Annotated in this window: 13 protein-coding genes; 2 read left to right on the forward strand and 11 right to left on the reverse strand. The window is 66.9% G+C overall.

Going from position 1 to position 16,770, the window contains the following annotated elements:
- Positions 1 to 15: 15 nt before the first annotated feature.
- The 6 genes from ABN611_RS34380 to ABN611_RS34405 all read right to left on the reverse strand — a co-directional run bounded on the left by ABN611_RS34380 (position 16) and on the right by ABN611_RS34405 (position 9,386).
- Entirely contained in the window at positions 16 to 1,080 is a 1,065-nt protein-coding gene (locus tag ABN611_RS34380; RefSeq protein WP_350276463.1) for an alginate lyase family protein, read from the reverse strand.
- Positions 1,077 to 2,705: an extracellular solute-binding protein gene (locus ABN611_RS34385; protein ID WP_350276464.1), complete on the reverse strand. Its 1,629-nt coding sequence runs from the start codon at positions 2,703 to 2,705 to the stop codon at positions 1,077 to 1,079. The genes ABN611_RS34380 and ABN611_RS34385 overlap by 4 nt, the downstream gene beginning before the upstream one ends.
- A gap of 36 nt (positions 2,706 to 2,741) precedes the next feature.
- Positions 2,742 to 3,692 (reverse strand): carbohydrate ABC transporter permease, encoded by a 951-nt coding sequence (locus tag ABN611_RS34390; RefSeq protein ID WP_350276465.1) that lies wholly within the window; start codon positions 3,690 to 3,692, stop codon positions 2,742 to 2,744.
- Complete coding sequence (locus ABN611_RS34395; RefSeq protein ID WP_350276466.1) at positions 3,689 to 4,675, reverse strand: ABC transporter permease subunit; 987 nt, start codon at positions 4,673 to 4,675, stop codon at positions 3,689 to 3,691. The genes ABN611_RS34390 and ABN611_RS34395 overlap by 4 nt, the downstream gene beginning before the upstream one ends.
- The gene (locus ABN611_RS34400; protein ID WP_350276467.1) at positions 4,675 to 5,919 is read right to left on the reverse strand and encodes a polysaccharide pyruvyl transferase family protein; all 1,245 of its coding nucleotides are present in this window, start codon (positions 5,917 to 5,919) and stop codon (positions 4,675 to 4,677) included. Before ABN611_RS34400 ends, ABN611_RS34395 begins: the two co-directional genes overlap by 1 nt.
- Positions 5,920 to 5,999: 80 nt before the next feature.
- Entirely contained in the window at positions 6,000 to 9,386 is a 3,387-nt protein-coding gene (locus tag ABN611_RS34405) for an alginate lyase family protein (protein WP_350276468.1), read from the reverse strand.
- 281 nt (positions 9,387 to 9,667) lie between these two features.
- On the opposite strand from ABN611_RS34405, the gene ABN611_RS34410 reads away from it, so the two are divergent.
- Together ABN611_RS34410 and ABN611_RS34415 are read left to right on the forward strand one after the other, a co-directional pair.
- A complete protein-coding gene (locus tag ABN611_RS34410; protein WP_350276469.1) occupies positions 9,668 to 10,669 on the forward strand; it encodes a LacI family DNA-binding transcriptional regulator in 1,002 nt (333 codons plus the stop codon).
- A gap of 144 nt (positions 10,670 to 10,813) precedes the next feature.
- Positions 10,814 to 12,400: a nucleotidyl transferase AbiEii/AbiGii toxin family protein gene (locus ABN611_RS34415; protein WP_350276470.1), complete on the forward strand. Its 1,587-nt coding sequence runs from the start codon at positions 10,814 to 10,816 to the stop codon at positions 12,398 to 12,400.
- A 559-nt stretch (positions 12,401 to 12,959) separates the two neighbouring features.
- Here the strand turns inward: ABN611_RS34415 and ABN611_RS34420 are convergent.
- From ABN611_RS34420 to ABN611_RS34440, 5 genes are all read right to left on the reverse strand, one after another.
- Positions 12,960 to 13,508: an ATP-binding protein gene (locus ABN611_RS34420; protein WP_350281722.1), complete on the reverse strand. Its 549-nt coding sequence runs from the start codon at positions 13,506 to 13,508 to the stop codon at positions 12,960 to 12,962.
- Positions 13,509 to 13,605: 97 nt separating this feature from the next.
- A complete protein-coding gene (locus ABN611_RS34425; RefSeq protein WP_350276471.1) occupies positions 13,606 to 14,439 on the reverse strand; it encodes an alpha/beta fold hydrolase in 834 nt (277 codons plus the stop codon).
- A 25-nt stretch (positions 14,440 to 14,464) separates the two neighbouring features.
- A complete protein-coding gene (locus ABN611_RS34430; protein WP_350276472.1) occupies positions 14,465 to 14,887 on the reverse strand; it encodes a DoxX family protein in 423 nt (140 codons plus the stop codon).
- A gap of 37 nt (positions 14,888 to 14,924) precedes the next feature.
- Entirely contained in the window at positions 14,925 to 15,770 is an 846-nt protein-coding gene (locus ABN611_RS34435; RefSeq protein WP_350276473.1) for an ABC transporter permease, read from the reverse strand.
- Positions 15,767 to 16,732, reverse strand: a complete 966-nt coding sequence (locus tag ABN611_RS34440) for an ATP-binding cassette domain-containing protein (RefSeq protein WP_350276474.1) — start codon at positions 16,730 to 16,732, stop codon at positions 15,767 to 15,769. Before ABN611_RS34440 ends, ABN611_RS34435 begins: the two co-directional genes overlap by 4 nt.
- Positions 16,733 to 16,770 lie beyond the last annotated feature (38 nt).

Genomic DNA, 16,770 nt, shown 5'->3' on the forward strand with positions numbered 1-16,770 from the left:
TTCGTTCGCTGATGCTCAGATCCGGGTGTGCTCGATGGCAGCGGTTGACGGGATCTCGGGGGCGGGCAGGTCTTGCCTTCGCAGGTTCTCCGCGAACGCTTTGAGGCCCGGGGTCTGGTAGACGGCGGCGGCTTCGTCGGCGAGCCACAGGGCGGTTCGGTCGAGGTCCGCGGGCTGCCGCGGCCAGATCCATCGGCGGTCGTCGTCGGCGTTGCCGGCCCAGAAGTGGAACGCGTCGCGCAGACTGCCGTGGCCGGGTTCGGCGGGCGCGTTCCAGAGGTCCCGCCCTTCAGCAGCTGCGACTCGGCAGCAGACGGCGAAGGCCCGTAGACAGTAGATGGTATAGAGCAACGAGTCGGGACGAGCCAGTTCTCTCGGGAGCGCGCCGCCGGGCGCGATGTGGCGCAGCCGGATGCCGAACCGATCGAGGATCTCGGCGAGCGCGGTCCGGTCGTCCACGAACTGCAGATAGCGCAGGACCTGCGCGTCCCACCAGACTCCGTGGTTGTTGGTCATCAGTTCTTCCTGCCGGCCGAGTTCGCTCGACCGCATCCAGTGGGTCAACTCGGCGAACCAGTTCTGCAGGAGCGGGAGGCCTTCGGTGAACCGTCCGGCCCTCACCAGCAGGTCGACGTGATCCAGGAGGTCGGTCAGGAGCGTCGCCTCGATCTGCCCGATCGCCGCACCATCGTGCCGACCGGGCAGCGCGGCGGCGTGAGCGAGGTTGGGGCGCATCGCGGTCGCCGGGTCCAGGAACCAGCGTTCGAGGCGTGCCTCCGCGGCGTCGGCGTAGCGTGCCTCGCCGGTTCGGAGGTGGGCTTGCACCAGCGTGTTGACGGCCGCGACCGTCTGCCGGAACCGCCGTTTGTCGTAGCGATCGCTCCACGCGTCCGGGTTCCGCCGGCCGTCGATCCTGATGTACGGCAGCCCGTCGGCTGTCTCCGGATTCGGCCAGGAGTAGTTGCCGACCGAGTAGTAGTCGCGGGCGTCTCCGGCCCAGTCCGACGGCTCCCGGTCGAGGATGGAATACGGCCGCCCGGCCAGGAACTCGTCGGCCTGGGTCATCAGCTGACGGCTCATTTGGGTCCCGCCTCCGAGAAGGCCTGTTGATACTCGGCCCGGATCTTGTCGCCGCCGCCGTTGCGCCACTTGGTCACGGCCGCCTTCCAGCTCGATACGGGTGCGCGGCCGGCCAAGATGCCGTTCCGCGCATCGGTCAGGTCCTTGCCCAACTGCAGACCTTTGGCCGCATCGGTCTGGGAGTACAGGCCCTGGGTCGGATCCGGGGCGAGAATCGGCAGCGCGGCTTCCTGATAGTCGAAGCGAGCCTGGGCGACGTCGCGCCGGCCCGGGTCGTAGATGGCCTGAGTCGGTCCGCTGACGTACCCGAACGGCACCAGCCGCAGATTCTGGCCGCGCGAGTTCACGATCGGGTCCTTGCCCACGAACTTGAACGTCTGGCCCTCGATCCCGAAGCTGCGCAGGAGGTACTCGGAAGATCCGAACGGCGCGGCGAGCCAGTCGAGCACCCCGAGCACCTCGCGAATCCGGTCCGGTTCGGCCTGGGTGATCGCGGTGAACGCCTGTGCTGCGCTTCCTCGCGGATGCAGGGGTTTGCTGGACGCGTCGTACCCGAACATCGCAAGAGACCCGAGCTTGAAGCCCGGCACCTCGGCGCCCCACATCTCGTACTTGCTCCAGCCGGCGTACCCGCCGAAGACGATCGGGGTGGTCCCGTTGGTGAACCAGTCATTGCGTTGGTTGTTGGACGCCACCAGGCCGTCCGGGTGGAAAACGCCGGCGTCGGCCAGCTCGCGGGTGTCGGCCAGCGCCTTCTCGTACGCCTCGAGCTCGATGTTCGAGGTGAACTTCCCGCCGTCCTCGATCCAGGTGCCAGGGATTCCGAGGGCAGCGGTGATCATGGTCAGGGTGCCGCCCGGATCTCCACAGGCCCACCGTGACTTGCGCTCGTTGGTCAGTCCCTTGAGCAGCGCCTTGAACTCGCCGATGTCCTTGGGCTGCGCGGGCAGTCCGGTACCGGCGACGAGGTCGGCGCGGATCCAGGCGACCCCCGGGATCGGTACCCGGGCGATCGGCACTCCCCACAGCGCGTTGCCGTACACCGTCTTGCGCCACGAGTCGGTCGAGAGACCCGCCAGGTTCGGATAGTCCTTGACGGCATCACCCGACAAGTACTCGGTCAAGTCGGTGAACTTTGCCTTCAGCAACGCGGGCAACTGCTGCACCGAGCCGTAGATCGACACCAGGTCGGGCAGATCGCCGCCGGCCACGGTCGTCGCGAACCGTTGCGCGTAGTCAGCCGCCGGCGCGTAGGTGATGTCGAGCTTTCCGCCAAGTCGCTTGTCGACCTCCTGCCACAGCGGATTGTCCGACTTGCCGGGCGCCACCGGGTCGAAGGTGTAGGTCAGTGCGGAGATCTGGCCACCCGACAGCGGGGGCTTACTGACCGCCGCGACGGGATTCGGCGGATACTCGAAGTACCCGCTCATGCCGAGCGGGTTTGCGCTCTTCAGCGCGGGTTCGGCGTTCCCGGCCTGGGCGAACGTCGGGAGAACGTCCGCTCCGATTCGGCCGGAGGTTCCCGTCGTCGTCTTGGCGGAGCAGCCGAGAGCTGATCCGGCGGCACCGGCGACGGCTGCCGCGGACAGCCCTTTGAGCAACGTACGGCGCGAAAGCGCATCCATGGTTACGGTCCCTCCTCATGGCGGGCGTCCGGTCGATCAGCCTTTGACGGCGCCGATCAGAAGTCCCTTGCTGAAGTGCTTCTGGATGAACGGGTAGATGATCAGGATCGGGATGACCGACATGACCAGAATCGCCATCTGGATCGATGCCTGGGGTGGCAGCGACTCGGTCGACGCCGAGAGCTCGTCGGTACCGAGCGGCGTCTGGTTCACGACGAACGTTCGCAAGACCAGCTGCAGCGGCCACTTCTCCGGCGACGGCAGGTAGAGCAGTGCAGAGAAGAACGCATTCCAGTAGGCGACGGCGTAGAACAAGCCGACCACCGCGACGACGGCCTTCGAGAGCGGCAGGACGATGAAGGTGAGGATCCGGAGTTCGCCGGCCCCGTCGATCTTCGCCGACTCGGTCAGCTCACTCGGCAGCTCGAGGAAGAAGGACCGCATCACGATGACGTTGAAGGCGTTCACCACCACCGGCAGGATCAACGCCGCCAGGTTGTCGATCAGGCCGAGCTGCTTGACGATCAGGTACATCGGGATCATGCCCGGATTGAACAAGAGCGTGAACAGTGTCATCAGCAGGATGGGCTTGTGCAACAGCGATCCCGGCCGCGACAGGGCGTACGCGAGCATGATGGTGCAGGCCAGCGACAGGACAGTGCCCACGGCGGTGACCGCGACCGACACGCTGAGCGCCCGCGTCACCACTCCTCCCGACAGAACGGCCCGGTACGCCGCGAGCGACGGCTCGCTGGTGAAAAGAACAAGTCCACCGCGCGCGCTGATGTCGCGTTGCGGCGCCAGACTCGTCATCACGACGGCGACGAACGGGACGATCACCGCGAGGCAGGCGACGGTCAGCAGTACGCCGCGCGCCGCGGTCGCCCAGCGCGGTTGCCGTCCCATCCAGGCAGGCCGCTCGTCCGACGCCGGCTGACGGTTGCGCCGAGCCCGGCGTTCAGCGGTGGTTTCCAGCAGTCCGGTCATTTCGAGTACACCCCTCGCTCCCCCATGGCGTGGGCGAGCCGGTTCGCCCCGAGTACGAGCACCACGCCGACGACGCCCTTCACCAAACCGACCGCGGCAGAGACACCCCAGTTCCCGCCGATGATCCCGTTGTTGTAGACGTAGGTGTCGAGCACTTCGGACGCCTGCGCGCCGACCGGACCCTGCTGCAGGAGGATCTGCTCGAAGCCGACCGTGAGCGAATCACCCAGTCGCAGGATCAGCAGCAGTACGATCACGGGCCGGATCGCGGGCAACGTGACGTGCCACAGCTGCCGAAGCGGGCCGGCCCGGTCGATTGCCGCCGCCTCGTACAGGTTCAGGTCGACCTTGGACAGCGCGGCCAGGAAGATGATGGTCGACCATCCGGTGTCCTTCCAGATCACCTGCGACGTGATCAGCAGTTTGAACAGCTCCGGTACGCCGATGATCTGGAAGGTTCCCAGGTCCGCGGAACGCAGCCACTCGTTCAGCATTCCGCCGTTCCCGAACATCTGCTGGAACAGCGCCACGACGATCACCCAGGACAGGAAGTGCGGCAGGTAGAGGATCGACTGCGTCAACCGCTTGGCTCGTTCGTTCAGCATCGAGTTGAGGACCAGGGCGAGCGCGATCGGCAGCGGGAACACGAACAGCACCTGGACCATCGTGATGATCAACGTGTTCACGAGGGCGTTCAGGAACTCCGGGTCACCGTCGAAGATGACGGAAAAGTTGCTCAGGCCAACGAAATCCGACCCGCTGATGCCAAGAAACGGCTGGTAGTCCTGGAAGGCGATCACGTTGCCCAGCAGCGGCAGATAGTGGAACACCACCAGGACGATCACGCCCGGTACCGCGAGCACGAGAAGCACCCGGTCCCGGTGCCATCGGGTCGCGAGCTGACCGCGGAGGCGAGGCTCGCGGGCGGCAGGCGCACCGGGATGTGCGCCGGCCGCCGGCCGCACCTTGATCCCCGACGACATCAGGAGATCCTGCTGCCGACTGCTGCGATGGCGGTCTCGACCATCTCCCGCACGCGCTCCTGTGCGCCGTCCCGCGCCTGCCGCGCGACTTCGACCGCGGCCGGCCGGTCGTCGGCGATCTTCTGCAGCAGCTGCCCTGCCGCAGCGTCGGCTCCAGGTCCCAGCTCGACGAACGGCAGGCGGAGATCGTTGTACATCTGGCCCTTGATCGTGTCGGTCGGCTGGCGCAGGTACACCGACGGGATACCTTCCGCCAGAGCGATCAGAGGTGAGTGGCATTCCATGCTCACGACCGCGCCGGCCCGTCGGTACACCGCGGCCGCCTCGGTCAGATCCCAGAACCGCGGCAGGATGTGGACCAGGCCGGCCACGTCGGCAGGGAATGTCCCAGCGAACTCCGCCTCGGCGACCTCCATCGCGTAGCTCATCTCCGGCACGACGAGCGCCGGCTCGCCAGTGGCTCGCACCCAACCGATCATCGTCTGCCGCAGAACGTCCAAGTCGGACTTCAGATAGCCCGCGTTGTAGGCCGACCGGCGACGGTCCTCCGCCGCGGGTGGGTAGTTCCGGATCTGGTGGTACGGCGTGAAACGGAGCCGCGGCACGACGCACAGGAAACGTCCGGGCATCAGCCCGTACTCCGCGAGAACCGCCTGGCCGTCGCCGTCGTCGACCACGTCGAACATCACGGTGGCATCCGGACCGAACGCGATCTTGGGCGCCCCGAGTTCCTGGCCGGCCAGGAACCGCTCGGTCAGCGAGTCCCGGCAGTAGACGAACGCGGCAGACTCGAGCACCTCACGCTCGCGCTCGGTGAGCAGGTCACCGTCGATCGCGTTGACCATGCTCGCCGCCCGGTCGAGCGTCGAGAAGTACGGGCGGAGCGGATCCACCGTCACCCCGAAGAAGCCGTGCGGCTTTCCGGTCAACCGCCGCCACTCGGCGACTTCTACCTGGGCGACCAGTGAGGGCCCCGATCCGTGGACGAGCAGGTCGCCTTCGGCAAACATTCGTTCGAGCCGCGGGCTGAGCTGCTCGCCGGGCACGACCGGGTCCTCAATGACCTCGACATCCGGGAAGTAGCGGGCGAGCATCCGCCGTACGCTCTCGTCGATGCTGCGGGCCCACAGCGTCAGCTTCACCTCCGGCGCGTAGCGCTGAAAGGCTCGGAGCGCGCCCGGCGTGTGGGCGACGTCGCCGATGTTGACGGTTTGCCAGCCGGAGACGAGAACGACGTGAACCATGTGAGATTTCCTGTCCAGCCCATCCGGAACAGCGGTGGGCCTACGGTCGATTCGGGGGGTACTGCGAGCATCGGAAAGGTTCACTGTGGACCTGCGCCAGGAACACTTGGACGGACGCGCTGTCGCTCGCAGGAGCCTGCGACAGCGACGTTCTCGAACGTGCTCTCCGTGGATGCGTAGAGCCCAACGCCGCCGCTCCGGACAACGGTGTCGCGACCCTCCAGGATCTGAACGCCGTTCAACGTGACGGTGATCCGGTCACTGTGAATCGCCGCACCAAGTTCGACGGGACCTGTCAACGGGTTGCTCAGGGACACCGTGCCCACCGTGACCGGACCCGACGCGTGAGCCTCGCGGACGATACTCGCGTACTGAGTTCTGTTGCTCGTCTTGCCGATGTGGATCCGGTACCCATAGGAGTCCGAGGTGTCTCGCAGCGAGATGCCTGCGGTGCCGGCGGATCCATTGATCGTGACCGTGGCCTGCGCGGCATAGTCGCACGTCTCGGAGAACCGTGACGGCAGCGTCGAATCGGCCAGTACGTGCGCCCTGCCATCGGTAGGCGTGAGCTTCAACTGACCCGAGGTGACGGACGCCTTTCCTGCGATACCCCGCCAATTGGCCTGGTCGAGCCCTTCCTTCATCGTGATGTTGTCGAAGGCCGCGGCCCGGCCGTTCGTGGAGGCGGCGGCACCACCCGTCGGCAATTGCGTGTCGTCCGCGGAGACCGACGTGCTGCCAACTGTGGCCGTCAGATGCTTCCCGACTGCGGTGACGGTCAGCGTGTGCGCGCTGTCTGCGTTGATGGGCAGCTCCGTCTCCGCGAGAAGCGTAGACGTCGCGTTGTAGACCTTCACGAGCTGCAGCTTCGCGCCGCCCGATGTGCTGACAACATCGGCGCGGTAGTGGTTGCGGGAATCGTGGTAGCGGAACGCGAGACCGGTCGTTGCCGTCGTTTGGTTTCGTGTCCCCGGAACGATGTCGGCAGTCATGACCACGTCATCCGGTGCGTCCTGCTGCACCGCCAACGACTGCGTGTCCGTACTCGAGGTCTGCGCCAGCTGCCTGTCAGGCTGCGTGCCGCCCAGCATCCAGGAGCCCTGCACCGGCGTCCAGCCACCGAGGGAGCCGTTGAAGTCATAGACGGTGCTGTCCAGGCTCGCGTCGGTGAACTCCTCGTTGAGCAACGGCTTCAGGGCGAAGGCCGCCTTGGACGAAACGGTGACCAGGTCGCCGGTGCGGGTGAACGCTGTCGGGGTTCCGTTGATCTTCACCGTGCGTGCCTTCGGCGCGTTGATCGAGAGGGTGCCGGTGAAGGGATCCCCGAGCGAGATCTGGGCGGTAGCACCCTGCAGTTCCACACTGACGTCGGACACAACTCCGGAGGCTTTGATGACGGTGCCCCCGGCGTCGACCAGCGACGATCCCTGGGTCAGCGCGTACCGCGTCAGCCCGCCGCCCTTGTCGGCACGCTCGAGGTAGGCGGTCCCGGCGTCGGTCGCGGCATCCCCGAACTGCCTCGACGAGGGAATCGCCTCGCGCGACAGGTAGAAGCGGCCGGTAGCTTTCGGCAGGTCGATCTCCATCGCGCTGGCCACGGAGTGATCGACCTGGGGCAGTTCGATGCGCGACGCGCTGACCGAGGGCGCGGCGCCGGCCTTGCCGGGAACTACGACCGTGTCCACTCCCGTGGCGCCGGTGGCGGACCAGTCGTACGACAGGTAGTCGACGTTGGTGAGGACCTGCTCACCCACGCGTACGACGCCGTTCTTGTGGACGCTCGACGTGAGATCGGCGCCGGGTTGGGCCACGGGGACGAGTTGCACGCCGGCCACCGGTGCGGCACCGGGCACGGTGTCGAACCCGACCGTGGCGATGTTCGTGTTCGGGTCGACGGTGACCGGATCGCCAGGGAAGTGCCAGAGCTGCCGGTAGTCGTGCGCGCCGGTGTCGCCCGTGAGATCGTCGGAGACGACCCAGAAGCCGGGCTTGACGAAGTACACGACGCGATCGTGCGCGATCGGCCGGTAGGCCTGCGTCTTGCCGCGGTAGATGTCGAGGCCCGCGTTCGAGCGCCACAGCGACGTCGAGCGGGGCAGGCCGGCGGGCTGCGGTTGTCCGTCGACCTCGATGGTGTTGTGCGCCTCGGTCGTGCGGCGCATCCAGTCGTTCGTCGGGGTCGCGCTGTAGTCCGCCGCTCCGGGGTCGACGATCAGCGGACGCCCGTACGCCGCCATCACCAGGCTGAGGTCGTCGGGATGCCGATGCGAGGCCGTATAGCTCGAGTTCTGGTTGTTGATCAGCATGTACTGGGCATCGGCGTCCCACCCGGACCGCTGGACCGCATAGCTGATCGGAAACACCGTGGACGACAGCGTCGGGACGGTCCCCTCGGTGCGCCCGGAGGCCACCCAGGTGAAGTCGGACCAGGAGTTGCGCTCACCGGTCCTCCGAATCGCGCTCTCGCCCGCGTCCGTGTTCGGAGAATCACCGACGAGCGCGGTCTCGAGATTCGGCTGACGGGTCGCGAACAGCGCGTCCGCGATCCAATCCGCTGACCGGACAATCCCGTGGGGAAGGGTTCGCCCGTTGGCGTCCGCTACTCCGATCATCGTGTTGATCAGATCCGCCACGTAGGCCTGATAGTTGAACGTCGGCTCGCGGTACACGCCGTCGCCTTTCACCCAGGCGCGCAGGAACCGCTCGACAGAGCGCACCGCGAACGGCTCCCAACCGAAGGACGCCGTGAACTCGGGCAGATAGACGGCCGTGACATAGATCGCGCGGGCCATCGAGACATACCAGTTGTTTCCGACATGGATCTGCAGCACGGTCGCGAGGCGATCCGTCGTCGCGTGCACGCCGGACAGGTACGCCACGAGGTCGTTCGCGTCGATGCTCGGCTCCGTCCGGAACACGGAGAACGCGGTGACGAGCTGGGTCAGCCGCTTGCCGCCCGACAGGTTGCGGTTCTGCGGCCAGCTCGGATTGTCGGCGAAGAAGTCCAGTGAGATGTGCATCCACGCCGACGCGTACGCCGCACGCTTCTGCGGGTCGCTCTCCTTCAGATAAGCGCTCGTCAGCGTCGACATGAACGCGAAGTCACTCATCAGAACCTGTGCGCTCCCTGGGGCGCTGTCCGTCCCGCCCCAGGTGTCCGCCCAGTCCACGTCGATCCGCTCCGCGGCGTCGTCGTAGAAGTCACGGGTCACGGTGCCGAACCGGAAGATCCCCGCCGCCAATTCGTCGGCGGTCGCGTCGCCGCCTCCTTCCCCGCCCGTACCCGGGTACTCGATGCCTGAGCGGCCCGCGTAGTACGCCTTGAGCTCGGTTGCGGCGCCCGCCCCGTCGCCGGCGGCAAGCTCCTCCGCCACACGAGCGAGCCCCGGACGCGTCAGGTCGAGCAGCTCACCGAGATCCGACATACCGGTCGTGGCGGCCCGGGCCGGCGACAGCCCCGTCACCATCAGAGCGAGCGCGACTGTTGTCGCAGCCCACACATGAGCATGGCGGCGAGTGCTCCGCCGAAGGAGTCTTCGTTGCATCCCATCTCCTCCTCATGACACGTGAGAGTTCGTGCTGAGCCCTTCAACTGCGCCCCCAAGCCGTCAGGGTTCCCGCGGTCGATCCAGGGCCGCGCGCGGAAGACCGGCCTGGTTCCGAGCCGAGGGCCCGTTAGGTGACGTATCGTTAATTCACTGTAGATTTGATTGCGACGTTACGTCAACGGTTCGAGGGAGGCGCAAGCGTGACAACGCAACGGGACATCGCCCGCACAGCGGGGGTATCGGTCGCGGTGGTGTCGGCGGTGATCAATGGCACGGCCCATACCCGGATGAGCGAGGCCACCCGTGCCCGCGTCATCCAGGCGATGGAGAGCCTCGACTACCAGCCCAACCAGGCGGCCCGGTCCCTGCGGCTCAACCGCACCGGCATGATCGCGCTGATCCTCCACAAGCTCGACAATCCCGTCTATGCCCACCTGCTGCGCGGCGTCTACGGGGCCGCGGCCGAGCACGGCGGGACAGTCCTGCTCGGCGACGCCGAGATGATGCGCTCAGGCAGCCAGTTCGTCACCCGACTGCTCAGCCAGGGCACCGTGGACGGCATCCTGATCCGGGACAACTCACTGTTCGACGACGACGTGATGGCCGAGCTGCGCTCCCATCCCAAGCCGATCCTCAGCCTGGATCACGCCCAGGACCGCCCGTGGGTCGGTATCGACGACTGCCGCGCGGGCGAGATCGCGACCCGGTTCCTGCTCAACCTGCACCATCGCCGGATCGTCTTCATCGGCGGGGCGACCGGGTACGCCTTCCAGCAGCGCTACCTCGGGTATCAGCAGGAGATGCAGCAGGCCGGCCTGGAACCGGCGCCGCACCTCGCCACCGGGTTCGGTGAACAGGCCGGCGCCGACGGGCTGCGACAGGCGCTGCAACTGCCGGCCGCGCCGACCGCGGTCGTGGTGAACAACATCATGAGCGCCGTCGGGGTACTGTCCGCCGCCCGCGACCTCGGCATCGCCGTCCCCGACCAGCTGTCGGTGGTCGGAATCCACGACGTCGGCCTGATGGAACACCTGCGCCCAGCCGTGACCGCGGTCCGGATGCCCATGTACGAGCTCGGCCAGGCCGGCGTCCACGCACTGTACGAGCTGATGGCGGGTCGCTCCTGCACCAGCGGCGTCATCACCGATCCCGAGCCCAAGCTCGTCGTCCGCGACTCGGCAACGATCCTGACCGACGCCTGACCAGGCGCCGTTTCCAGAGTGATGCGCACCAAACTGACGTAACGTTATGTCATCGCAGGCCTACAACGATCCGTGTCACTCCCTACCGAGCCGCGCGAACAGCAGATGAGCGAGTCGCCTCCCGTCGAGTGACACGATGTCCGGGTGCGTGACATCAGTGGCGACTTCGAGATCCACCTGACGACGACGAGGTCGGGCGTCATCGTCGACCGGACCGGCGGCGAGCTCCGGATGGCTACGTGGACCTCCGACGACGTGGCCGCGTTCGCGGCGAGCCACGGGTTGAAGTTCAGCGACATCGTGCTCGACCGCGGGCAGTCTCCCGAGCAGCCGATGGTGACTGTGCGGGCGAGCGGCACGCTTCAGGAGATCGAGCGGGTCAGCCGTGAGTGGAGTGACCGGATGCGGGCGGAGCACTTCTCCGTCGTCAGGATCAAGGTCGAGGCGGCTCCATGGAACGACGGTGTGCCCGAGCAGGACGCGGACGCGGTCGAGAGCCGCTACTTCGAGCATCACATAAAGCTGTTGCTGCCCGACACCACGGCCGGGACGCTCGTTCCACTGACCCGCCTGCTCGAACCCCACCAGGCGCGGTTGTCTCGGAACGCCCGCCGACAGCGCGACGACGGCCGGCACGAGCGGTTCGCCACTCAGCGCTGTCACCGGGCCGGGAAGAACACCGCCAAGGCACGGCTCGATCGCCTGCTGGTCGCGCTGCGAGACTACGAGATCCTGGAGATCGAGGAGGAATATGTCGTCCTCGACAGCCTGCTGAGCCTGGACAGCGGCTGGCTGGAGGAAGTAAGGCCGCACACCAACCCGTACGAGGACAGCGCCCGGCGGGCGCCCGCCGGGCAACCGGACTATCCGGCGACCTACCTGCCCCTGCCTCGGACTGAGCCCTCGGTGCAGCAGCGGGCCGCCTTCGACCCGGCACTCAAGCAGTATCCGCACGCCTATCGAGCCGGTCAGCCCACCTTCGACGACCCGGAGCTGGCCACGCGCTGGCGGTCCACGCGGCAAGCAGCGATCGATCACCTACTGCGCCTGATCGCCGGCTCCGACTGGGCCGGCAAGCTCGTACTGCGCGGCAGCGTCGCCCTGCGCACGTGGTTCGGCGAACAGGCCCGCGAGCCGGGAGACCTCGACTTCGTCGTCCAGCCGGCCGACATCGGCTTCGACAGCCCAGAAGGGCTGCGTCTGCTCGACGACCTGATCGCCGCGGTGGCAGCCGACCCCGGACCCGGCCTCCAGCCCGCGAACGTGGCCCGCGACGAGATCTGGACCTACGAGCGCGTCCCCGGCCGTCGGTTGGTCTTTCCATACGAACACGAAGGCCTGACCGGCTCGGTGCAGCTCGACTTCGTCTACAACGAGGAACTGCCCATGCAGCCGGAGCGCCTGCCGATTGGCGACACCTGGCTCCTCACGGCCGGCCCCGAGCTCTCACTGGCCTGGAAACTCCTCTGGCTGCAGTCCGACTCCTACCCCCAGGGCAAGGACCTGTACGACGCCGTGTTGCTGGCCGAGTCGACCAACATCTCCCCCACGCTGATCCGGACCGTGCTCACTGCCGAGCCCGGCAGCCAGGCCTTCGGGCCGACCACCGTTCTCGGATGGGACGTCGACTGGCAAAACTTCCTGGACGAGTACCCCACCATCGAAGGCAACGCCGAATCGTGGAAGCAGCGGCTGGCCCTGGCACTGGAGCGGTCCTACGCCGCCGGCTGACATACTCCGCCGAGCGAGCTATGACTTCGCGATCTGGGAGAGCGACGCGTTCCCCGGCGAGCACGATGCTACGGCCACCTTCGAAGAGCTGTTCACCCGGTACCTCGAGGTCGACCTGGTTGCGCCGACCCCCAGGATCACTCCGAAGCTTTGGCAGCGCAGTCCCTCCGAGGTCGCTGTCTTCGACGTAAACCGACCGACCGGGTCAGCCCCTGAGCGAACAGTATTCGGCGCCTCGCGGGACGCACATCGAGCAAGTCATGAACGACCGTCCACCCCCGTCTCGGCGCCATCGGAGCGCGCCAACACGCCCGTCAGCACTGCGGCGACATCGACAGCGCGGCCAGATCCGATCAATGTACTGCTCGGACTCTGCCGACTCCGACACTGGCGAAGCCGCGGCGTCTGCGCTGCCCCTGCCTCCAACAAGTCGACGCGAGCTCGGGGCCACCGCGACGCCGACCCAGCCCAGGCGGGCGTCACCACCTGGCAGCTACACGTGAGCTTCTCCGCTCGGGTCAGGCTCCGTGGTCACTGGGTACGCCGCCCACGACTCGCCTCATTCACATCGGCGACAACCGGTTCGTCGTGGAAGCGGATTCAAAACGCTCTGAGTAACTCGTAGGTAGCCGGTGATCGCAGCTGCTCTCGTGGAACAAGCATCTGCACTTTCACGCCACGCAGCTCGCCCACGGGCGGTGGCCTGGGAGCCTGCAGCCACGCGACTGCGACTGAGGAGGGTTTCGTCCGACACCGCTTGTTGGCGAGTTCTGAGACCGCCGGGCACGTGTCGGTGTCGCGGATGTTGGTTGCGTCGACACCGCTTCCGCGCCTGACGGGTGCCAGGTTGTCCGCTGCTTTGTGGCTTGGCCAGACGGTAGGAGTCGGTGCCGGTCTCGAGGATGGTGCCGCCGAAGGTGAGTCGGTCGACGATGGCTGCGCATAGCCGGGGATCGGTGAAGGCCTTGGTCCACCCGCCGAAGAACTCATTGGACGCGATCGCGACCGATGCCTTCTCCTCACGCTCGGTGAGGACCTCCTTGCGTGGTGGCGAAGACGTTGGTGACGAGCACGCCCAGGACCAGGCCTGTGATGCCGCCGACGACATCAACCTCGACACCACCTGTCCGTCCCGTGTCCCTGGCGCGACGAAGATCTGCTTGCGCGGTGCCTAATCGGTATTCCCGCAACACCTCGCAGGCCCCTCAGTGTTCGCTGCTGAAGAACCGTAGCAACAGCGGGCCGACGGTCTGTGGGTCGACGACGTGATCCGGCCCCTCGAGGGTCTCCCGTTGAGCGTGGGGCAATTGGTCTGCAAGCTCGTCGGCTGCGCGGTCGAAGAAGTCCGAGGGCAGGCCTGCCATATAAGGGACCGTGATCGGTCCTCCGGTGGTGACCAGGACCGGTTGGGTGACCGTTGCCAGTCGATCGGCCGGCAATTGGTAGCGGTTGTGGAAGACGCTGTCGTGGACCAGCGTGGGCGCGAGGGCGACCGAATCCGCCCAATGCGACGTCTGCTTGCCTGCCGCTTTCCTGGCCGCGATGTTGTCGTCGGAGGCACCGCTCAAGCGCATGAACAGTTCGAGAACCTCCTCGTCTCGCCCGGCGTCGAAGGCGCGCCGGGTGTCTGCGATGTACTTCTCGAATCGCGGGCGGATGTCGTCCCCGACCGCGTAGGGCACCTCCCACACGGCGATCGTGTCGATGGCTGACCCGGCCGCGGCCGCTTCCAGCGCCAGCGCGCCGCCTGAGGACGCCCCGAACAGGTGTGCCGAGCCGCCCGCCTCCGCGATCAACGCATCCAGGTCCTCGATCTCCCTCTCCACGGCGTACGGCTCGGTGAAGCCGCTCGCGCCGCGTCCCCGACGGGCATAGTTGTAGACCGTGAAGTGCTCGGCGAGAGCCGGCGCCAAGGGAGCGTTCTCCACCCCCTCGTCGAGTGCTCCGCCCACCAGAATGACGGCCGGACCGCTTCCTTCCCTGTCGTAGGCGATGGTGGTGCCATCGTTTGATGTCACGCGAAAGGCCATCTCGTTCATCTCACATCTCCGTTCGAGAGGTTTGTCAGCGCCTGAGCAGCGTGCCGACGACGGCCTCGGTGCGCGACCACCGCGTCCGTGCGATCACGGCCGCCACGACGAGTAGGGCGAGCGGCATCCAAGGGCTCTGCTCGAGCACGAACTGATCGGTGATGACAGCACCGGTCAGCAATGCCGCCAGCCCGAGACTGGCCAGGCCCGCCAGAGCCGGGATCAGAAGACCAACCCCTCCCGCGACCTCCAGCGCTCCGACCAGGTACCGGAGCCACTGGCCGGCCCCGATGTCGGCGAACATGTCCACCATGACCGGGTCGCCGGCGAGCTTCGAGATTCCGCCGCCGGCGATTATCGCCGCCAGCACGACGTGCAGAATCCAGACCCCGATGCTGCTCGCCCGCCCGGACGTGTGCGCAACGGTTTCCGAGTCTTTCTTGGGGATGGTGCTCATTCGGCTCTCCTTGTCGTGTCCGGGCCTGTAGCGGCATCTATTGCTTGTTGCGGTAGAGGACCATGGTGATGGGACCGAAGACCGCGACGAGAAGTACGGACGAGACGAGCACCCAGCCGATCTCCCCGGCGGGCACCGAGCCGTTCATCAGGCCACGCACCGCCGTTGCCAGGTGGGTGATCGGGTTGACCTCGACGACCGCCTGAAGCCATCCCGGCATCGTCTTCGGGTCCACGAAGATGTTGCTGCCGAACGTCAGCGGGAACAACACCAGGATGCTGACCCCTGCCACCGAGTTCGGCGTGCGCACGATCAGGCTGAGCATCGTCCACAACCACGACAGGCAGAACGAGAACACCAGCAGTAGCGCCACCGACAGCAGTACCCCGACGGCGCCACCCTCCGGCCGGAACCCGAGGACCAGGCCGAGCGTGATCACCACTACCGACCCGATCGAGTAGCGCCCCAGATCGCCGAGCAGGGCACCGACCAGCGGCGACGGTCGCCACACCGGGAGCGACCTGAACCTGTCGAACACGCCCTTCTGAATGTCGGTATTCAGCGTTATGCCGGTGTTACTGGTGATCATGACGTGCGACTGCACCAGGATGCCGGGCAGCAGGAACTGCAGGTACTCCTGTGTCGACCCGGCGAGCGCGCCACCGAACAGGTACGTGAACATCAGCGTGAACATGATCGGGAGCATGGTCACGTCGACCAGCTGCTCCGGGACGTGTTTGATCTTCAGCAAAGCGCGCCAGCCGAATGTCAACGAGGTGCGCACCGGACCGGGTCGTGACGGCCGCTCGCCGGCCAACAGCACACTGCGCAGCGCGTCCTCAGTGACCGGCGCCGACGCCTGCTCTACGGACGTGGCATTCATGCGGCATCCTCCTCGGTTGTCTCCTCGGCGGCGTGTCCGGTCAGGGCGAGGAACACCTCGTCCAGGCTCGGCTGACCGAGCGCGAACTCGGCGACGTCGATGCCGTTGCGGGACAGCTCGGCCAGGGAACGGGCGACCCGCTCGGGGTCGGAGATCCGCGCGGACAGCGCGGCCGGGTCAGCGGACGGCTCAACCGGCACCTCGAGGACGCCGGCGAGGACCCGCTCTGCCTCGGCCCGCTGCTCGGGCGCACGTAGCCGTACGTGCAGCGAGCCGGCACCGACCGATGCCTTGAGCTCGCCACTCGAGCCCTCGGCGATCACCTTCCCGTGGTCGATCACCGCGATCCGGTCGGCCAACTGGTCGGCCTCGTCGAGGTACTGCGTGGTCAGCACCACGGTGGCGCCCTCGGCGACCATGCCCCTGACGATCTCCCAGACCTGGTTCCTGCTGCGCGGGTCGAGCCCGGTCGTGGGCTCGTCGAGGAAGATCAGTTCGGGGGTGACGACCAGGCTCGCCGCGATGTCGATGCGCCTGCGCATCCCGCCGGAGTACTTCTTCACCTGCTTGTCGGCCGCCTCGGCAAGACCGAACGCGTCGAGCAGGTCGGCCGCCCGCTCCCTGCCTCGGCGGCGTGAGTAGCCGAGCAACCTGGCGAGCAGCAACAGGTTCTCCACCCCGGTGAGGTCTTCGTCGACCGACGCGAACTGCCCGGTAAGACCCACCCTGCTCCGCACCGCCCGGGCGTCACGCACGACGTCGTAACCGAGCACTTGCGCCTCTCCGGCATCGGGGCGCAGTAGCGTGGCCAGCATGCGGATCGTGGTGGTCTTGCCCGCCCCGTTCGGACCGAGCACGCCGTACACGCCCCCGGCGCTCACGGCCAGGTCCACACCGGCGACCGCGTGGGTCGTGCCGAAGTTCTTCTTCAACCCTCTCGTCTCGATCGCGAACTTTCCCATGGGTTCGATTCCTTCTCTCGGTGTTGCGAACGGATTGG

This window comes from Kribbella sp. HUAS MG21, from assembly GCF_040254265.1.
Classification (GTDB): domain Bacteria; phylum Actinomycetota; class Actinomycetes; order Propionibacteriales; family Kribbellaceae; genus Kribbella.

Coding starts and splice junctions, on each gene's coding strand:
- ABN611_RS34380 (WP_350276463.1), bottom strand. CDS start 1,080: ATGAGCCGTCAGCTGATGACCCAGGCCGACGAGTTCCTGGCCGGGCGG.
- ABN611_RS34400 (WP_350276467.1), bottom strand. CDS start 5,919: ATGGTTCACGTCGTTCTCGTCTCCGGCTGGCAAACCGTCAACATCGGC.
- ABN611_RS34440 (WP_350276474.1), bottom strand. CDS start 16,732: ATGGGAAAGTTCGCGATCGAGACGAGAGGGTTGAAGAAGAACTTCGGC.
- ABN611_RS34390 (WP_350276465.1), bottom strand. CDS start 3,692: ATGACCGGACTGCTGGAAACCACCGCTGAACGCCGGGCTCGGCGCAAC.
- ABN611_RS34420 (WP_350281722.1), bottom strand. CDS start 13,508: ATGTCGTCGGCGGCATCACAGGCCTGGTCCTGGGCGTGCTCGTCACCA.
- ABN611_RS34405 (WP_350276468.1), bottom strand. CDS start 9,386: ATGGTGACGGGGCTGTCGCCGGCCCGGGCCGCCACGACCGGTATGTCG.
- ABN611_RS34385 (WP_350276464.1), bottom strand. CDS start 2,705: ATGGATGCGCTTTCGCGCCGTACGTTGCTCAAAGGGCTGTCCGCGGCA.
- ABN611_RS34395 (WP_350276466.1), bottom strand. CDS start 4,675: ATGTCGTCGGGGATCAAGGTGCGGCCGGCGGCCGGCGCACATCCCGGT.
- ABN611_RS34435 (WP_350276473.1), bottom strand. CDS start 15,770: ATGAATGCCACGTCCGTAGAGCAGGCGTCGGCGCCGGTCACTGAGGAC.
- ABN611_RS34425 (WP_350276471.1), bottom strand. CDS start 14,439: ATGAACGAGATGGCCTTTCGCGTGACATCAAACGATGGCACCACCATC.
- ABN611_RS34430 (WP_350276472.1), bottom strand. CDS start 14,887: ATGAGCACCATCCCCAAGAAAGACTCGGAAACCGTTGCGCACACGTCC.